General features: G+C 49.7%; 2 tRNA genes and 3 rRNA genes. All 5 read right to left on the minus strand.

From position 1 onward, the window contains the following. Positions 1–251: 251 nt before the first annotated feature. Positions 252–328 (minus strand) — tRNA-Asp (locus BCU34_RS13145). Between the two features lie 45 nt (positions 329–373). Beyond that, positions 374–489, minus strand: a 5S ribosomal RNA gene (gene rrf / locus BCU34_RS13150). A 132-nt stretch (positions 490–621) separates the two neighbouring features. Continuing rightward, positions 622–3,515, minus strand: a 23S ribosomal RNA gene (locus BCU34_RS13155). A 539-nt stretch (positions 3,516–4,054) separates the two neighbouring features. Then, a tRNA-Glu gene (locus tag BCU34_RS13160) sits at positions 4,055–4,132 on the minus strand. Positions 4,133–4,216: 84 nt separating this feature from the next. Continuing rightward, positions 4,217–5,769 (minus strand): 16S ribosomal RNA (locus tag BCU34_RS13165). The 16S, 23S and 5S rRNA genes sit together here with 2 tRNA genes alongside, the layout of an rRNA operon. Positions 5,770–6,000: the final 231 nt, after the last annotated feature.

Here is a 6,000-nt window from a genome sequence, read left to right on the forward strand (position 1 = left end):
AGCAAACAGCGCCTGTCGGTTTCTATAGAGACACCTCAATAGGTAGCAATGAGGTCTGTACCAAAAGTCCGAAGTTCATACATCAAAAACGACGAAAGCCTAGTCGTCAGACTAGGCTTTCTAATATGTGCAGGAATAGCGTGAAGTGCAGGGGCTCGGTATCTTAACAACACTCATACAACCTAACAGCAAAACACTTTTCTTCAAATGTAAAAAAGCCCTGCTATTGCTAGCAGGGCTTTTCTAATAAGTGGCGGAGTGGACGGGACTCGAACCCGCGACCCCCGGCGTGACAGGCCGGTATTCTAACCAACTGAACTACCACTCCGCAGTGGACTACTTGTCGTCGCTGACAAGTCGTTCATAATTTAAAGCCTGGCGATGTCCTACTCTCACATGGGGAAGCCCCACACTACCATCGGCGCTATTGTGTTTCACTTCTGAGTTCGGCATGGAATCAGGTGGGTCCACAATGCTATGGTCGCCAAGCAAATTTTGCTTTTACTTTCAGTTTTTTAAAAACTGAAGGCAAAATAATCTGGAAAACTGATTTAAAAGTCTCTTCAAACTCATTCAAGCGTTTGGTATTTCTTTGAGTCCACAAAACCCCTTGGGTGTTGTATGGTTAAGCCTCACGGGCAATTAGTACAGGTTAGCTCAATGCCTCGCAGCACTTACACACCCTGCCTATCAACGTCGTAGTCTACGACAACCCTTTAGGACGCTTATAGCGTCAGGGAAAACTCATCTCAAGGCTCGCTTCCCGCTTAGATGCTTTCAGCGGTTATCGATTCCGAACTTAGCTACCGGGCAATGCCATTGGCATGACAACCCGAACACCAGAGGTTCGTCCACTCCGGTCCTCTCGTACTAGGAGCAGCCCCTTTCAATTTTCCAACGCCCACGGCAGATAGGGACCGAACTGTCTCACGACGTTCTAAACCCAGCTCGCGTACCACTTTAAATGGCGAACAGCCATACCCTTGGGACCGACTTCAGCCCCAGGATGTGATGAGCCGACATCGAGGTGCCAAACACCGCCGTCGATATGAACTCTTGGGCGGTATCAGCCTGTTATCCCCGGAGTACCTTTTATCCGTTGAGCGATGGCCCTTCCATTCAGAACCACCGGATCACTATGACCTGCTTTCGCACCTGCTCGAATTGTCATTCTCGCAGTCAAGCGGGCTTATGCCATTGCACTAACCACACGATGTCCAACCGTGTTTAGCCCACCTTCGTGCTCCTCCGTTACTCTTTGTGAGGAGACCGCCCCAGTCAAACTACCCACCAGGCACTGTCCGTAATCCCGATTCAGGGACCAACGTTAGAACATCAAAACTACAAGGGTGGTATTTCAAGGACGACTCCACCACATCTAGCGACGCGGTTTCAAAGTCTCCCACCTATCCTACACATGTAGGTTCAATGTTCAGTGCCAAGCTGTAGTAAAGGTTCACGGGGTCTTTCCGTCTAGCCGCGGGTACACTGCATCTTCACAGCGATTTCAATTTCACTGAGTCTCGGGTGGAGACAGCGTGGCCATCATTACGCCATTCGTGCAGGTCGGAACTTACCCGACAAGGAATTTCGCTACCTTAGGACCGTTATAGTTACGGCCGCCGTTTACCGGGGCTTCGATCAAGAGCTTCGACCGAAGTCTAACCCCATCAATTAACCTTCCGGCACCGGGCAGGCGTCACACCGTATACGTCATCTTACGATTTTGCACAGTGCTGTGTTTTTAATAAACAGTTGCAGCCACCTGGTATCTGCGACTCTCGTCTGCTCCATCCGCAAGGGACTTCACTGATAAGAGCGTACCTTCTCCCGAAGTTACGGTACCATTTTGCCTAGTTCCTTCACCCGAGTTCTCTCAAGCGCCTTGGTATTCTCTACCCGACCACCTGTGTCGGTTTGGGGTACGATTCCTTACAATCTGAAGCTTAGAGGCTTTTCCTGGAAGCATGGCATCAATGACTTCACTACCGTAGTAGCTCGACATCGTATCTCAGCGTTAGTAGCGGTCCGGATTTACCTAAACCACCCGCCTACGTACTTGAACCTGGACAACCGTCGCCAGGCCCACCTAGCCTTCTCCGTCCCCCCATCGCAATTGTAAGAAGTACGGGAATATTAACCCGTTTCCCATCGACTACGCCTTTCGGCCTCGCCTTAGGAGTCGACTTACCCTGCCCCGATTAACGTTGGACAGGAACCCTTGGTCTTCCGGCGAGGGGGTTTTTCACTCCCTTTATCGTTACTCATGTCAGCATTCGCACTTCTGATACCTCCAGCAGCCCTTACAGACCACCTTCAACGGCTTACAGAACGCTCCCCTACCCCACATACCCTAAGGTACGTAGCCGCAGCTTCGGTGTATAGCTTAGCCCCGTTACATCTTCCGCGCAGGCCGACTCGACCAGTGAGCTATTACGCTTTCTTTAAATGATGGCTGCTTCTAAGCCAACATCCTGGCTGTCTGAGCCTTCCCACATCGTTTCCCACTTAGCTATACTTTGGGACCTTAGCTGGCGGTCTGGGTTGTTTCCCTCTCCACGACGGACGTTAGCACCCGCCGTGTGTCTCCCGGATAGTACTTACTGGTATTCGGAGTTTGCAAAGGGTTGGTAAGTCGGGATGACCCCCTAGCCTTAACAGTGCTCTACCCCCAGTAGTATTCGTCCGAGGCGCTACCTAAATAGCTTTCGGGGAGAACCAGCTATCTCCAGGTTTGATTGGCCTTTCACCCCTAGCCACAAGTCATCCGCTAATTTTTCAACATTAGTCGGTTCGGTCCTCCAGTTGATGTTACTCAACCTTCAACCTGCCCATGGCTAGATCACCTGGTTTCGGGTCTAATCCTAGCAACTGTACGCCCAGTTAAGACTCGGTTTCCCTACGGCTCCCCTAAACGGTTAACCTTGCTACTAAAATTAAGTCGCTGACCCATTATACAAAAGGTACGCAGTCACACCACGAAGGTGCTCCTACTGCTTGTACGTACACGGTTTCAGGTTCTATTTCACTCCCCTCACAGGGGTTCTTTTCGCCTTTCCCTCACGGTACTGGTTCACTATCGGTCAGTCAGTAGTATTTAGCCTTGGAGGATGGTCCCCCCATATTCAGACAGGATATCACGTGTCCCGCCCTACTCGTTTTCACTGATTATGATGTGTCGGTTACGGGGCTATCACCCTTTATTGCGAGACTTTCCAGACTCTTCACCTGCATCATTAAAAGCTTAAGGGCTAATCCAATTTCGCTCGCCGCTACTTTCGGAATCTCGGTTGATTTCTCTTCCTCGGGGTACTTAGATGTTTCAGTTCCCCCGGTTTGCCTCCTGCTGCTATGTATTCACAACAGGATACTTACTTATGTAAGTGGGTTTCCCCATTCAGGAATCCCAGACTCAAAAGGTTATTACTACCTAATCTGGGCTTATCGCAAGTTATTACGCCTTTCATCGCCTCTGACTGCCAAGGCATCCACCGTGTACGCTTAGTCACTTAACCATACAACCCGAAAGAGATTTCTAGCTAGCGTATGCCAACTAACCAAGGTTTTTTGGTTGTCATTAAGAAGGGTTAATTCTCAATGACTGTTTGCCGGACTCAATGTGAATCAAATTAAGTTTGATTCGAATATAAGACACTAGAATGTGTTTGTTATGTTTACCGTAAAGGTAAACATTGAGAACTTTCTAAATTTGATTGAATTACTCGTAAGTAATCAATCAGTCCAGCTTTGCAAATTGTTAAAGAGCATGAGACTTCAAGGAACACCTCTGTCAAATCACATTTTCTAAAGACTCTGTGTCAAAATCAGGGGGTGGGTTTGATGGTGGGGGGGGGTGCCCGTTGAAAGGGCTCTCCTGGTGCTAGTTTTATTTTGGGTGGGGGGTGGGTGTGGTGTAAAGTGAAAATCAGCGCATAAGACGTGGCTTGGGTTAATTCAGAAATTAGAGATAATGGGGGGGGGTGACCCCGGGGGGCTCTCCTGGGTACGTAAGTTTGAATCTGGGGTGGGGGGGGGGTGGTGATAAAAGTGGGAATGGTATCCCGTAGGAGGTGTCGAACCTCTGTTTCCGCCGTGAAAGGGCGGTGTCCCTAGGCCTCTAGACGAACGGGACATGGGCTGTGGGTTGTTGGGTGTTTTGTCTCTTCACTTTTTAATCCTATCAATCTGTGTGGACCTTATCGTGAATATCTTCGTATAAGGAGGTGATCCTGCCCCAGGTTCCCCTAGGGCTACCTTGTTACGACTTCACCCTTCCCGTCTTGAACCACAAAGTGGTGAGCGTCCTCCCCGAAAGGTTAAACTACCCACTTCTTTTGCAGCTTACTCCCATGGTGCGACGGGCGGTGTGTACAAGGCCCAGGTACGTATTCACCGTAGCATTCTGATCTGCGGTTACTAGCGATTCCGACTTCATGGAGTCGGGTTGCAGACTCCAATCCGGACTACGACGCACTTTTTGGGATTCGCTCACTATCGCTAGTTTGCTGCCCTCTGTATGCGCCATTGTAGCACGTGTGTAGCCCTACTCGTAAGGGCCATGATGACTTGACGTCGTCCCCACCTTCCTCCGGTTTATCACCGGCAGTCTCCCTGGAGTTCCCGACATTACTCGCTGGCAAACAAGGATAAGGGTTGCGCTCGTTGCGGGACTTAACCCAACATTTCACAACACGAGCTGACGACAGCCATGCAGCACCTGTCTCAGAGCTCCCGAAGGCACACCTGCGTCTCCGCTGGCTTCTCTGGATGTCAAGAGTAGGTAAGGTTCTTCGCGTTGCATCGAATTAAACCACATGCTCCACCGCTTGTGCGGGCCCCCGTCAATTCATTTGAGTTTTAATCTTGCGACCGTACTCCCCAGGCGGTCTACTTAACGCGTTAGCTCCGAAAGCCACGGCTCAAGGCCACAACCTCCAAGTAGACATCGTTTACGGCGTGGACTACCAGGGTATCTAATCCTGTTTGCTCCCCACGCTTTCGCATCTGAGTGTCAGTATCTGTCCAGGGGCCCGCCTTCGCCACTGGTATTCCTTCAGATCTCTACGCATTTCACCGCTACACCTGAAATTCTACCCCCTCTACAGTACTCTAGTTCACCAGTTTCAAATGCAGTTCCGAGGTTGAGCCCCGGGCTTTCACATCTGACTTAATGAACCACCTGCATGCGCTTTACGCCCAGTAATTCCGATTAACGCTCGCACCCTCCGTATTACCGCGGCTGCTGGCACGGAGTTAGCCGGTGCTTCTTCTGTTGCTAACGTCAAGAGATAGCGCTATTAACACTACCCCCTTCCTCACAACTGAAAGTACTTTACAACCCGAAGGCCTTCTTCATACACGCGGCATGGCTGCATCAGGCTTTCGCCCATTGTGCAATATTCCCCACTGCTGCCTCCCGTAGGAGTCTGGACCGTGTCTCAGTTCCAGTGTGGCTGATCATCCTCTCAGACCAGCTAGGGATCGTCGCCTTGGTGAGCCATTACCTCACCAACTAGCTAATCCCACCTAGGCATATCTTGACGCGAGAGGCCCGAAGGTCCCCCTCTTTGGCCCGTAAGCATTATGCGGTATTAGCCATCGTTTCCAATGGTTATCCCCCACATCAAGGCAATTTCCTAGGCATTACTCACCCGTCCGCCGCTCGACGCCGAAGTACCCGAAGGATTGTTAGTGTCGTTTCCGCTCGACTTGCATGTGTTAGGCCTGCCGCCAGCGTTCAATCTGAGCCATGATCAAACTCTTCAATTTAAGATTTTGTGACTCAACGAATACTGACTTCAAAACTACTATGTAATTTTAAAGCTATTACCATTCCAACAGAATGATAATAGATTGACTGTGTAAATAACCGAGGTTATTTGTGTTAGTCACTCAGTTCATTGAAATCAATGTTGATACCGAAGTAACAGTTTTTACCCTTCAGTAATAACGTTTTGATATTCATCAACAGGTACACAGATTGATAGGTTTAAATTGTTA

Origin of the sequence: Vibrio sp. 10N.286.45.E10 (genome assembly GCF_002874195.2) — a bacterium.
GTDB classification, from domain to species: Bacteria; Pseudomonadota; Gammaproteobacteria; order Enterobacterales; family Vibrionaceae; genus Vibrio; species Vibrio crassostreae.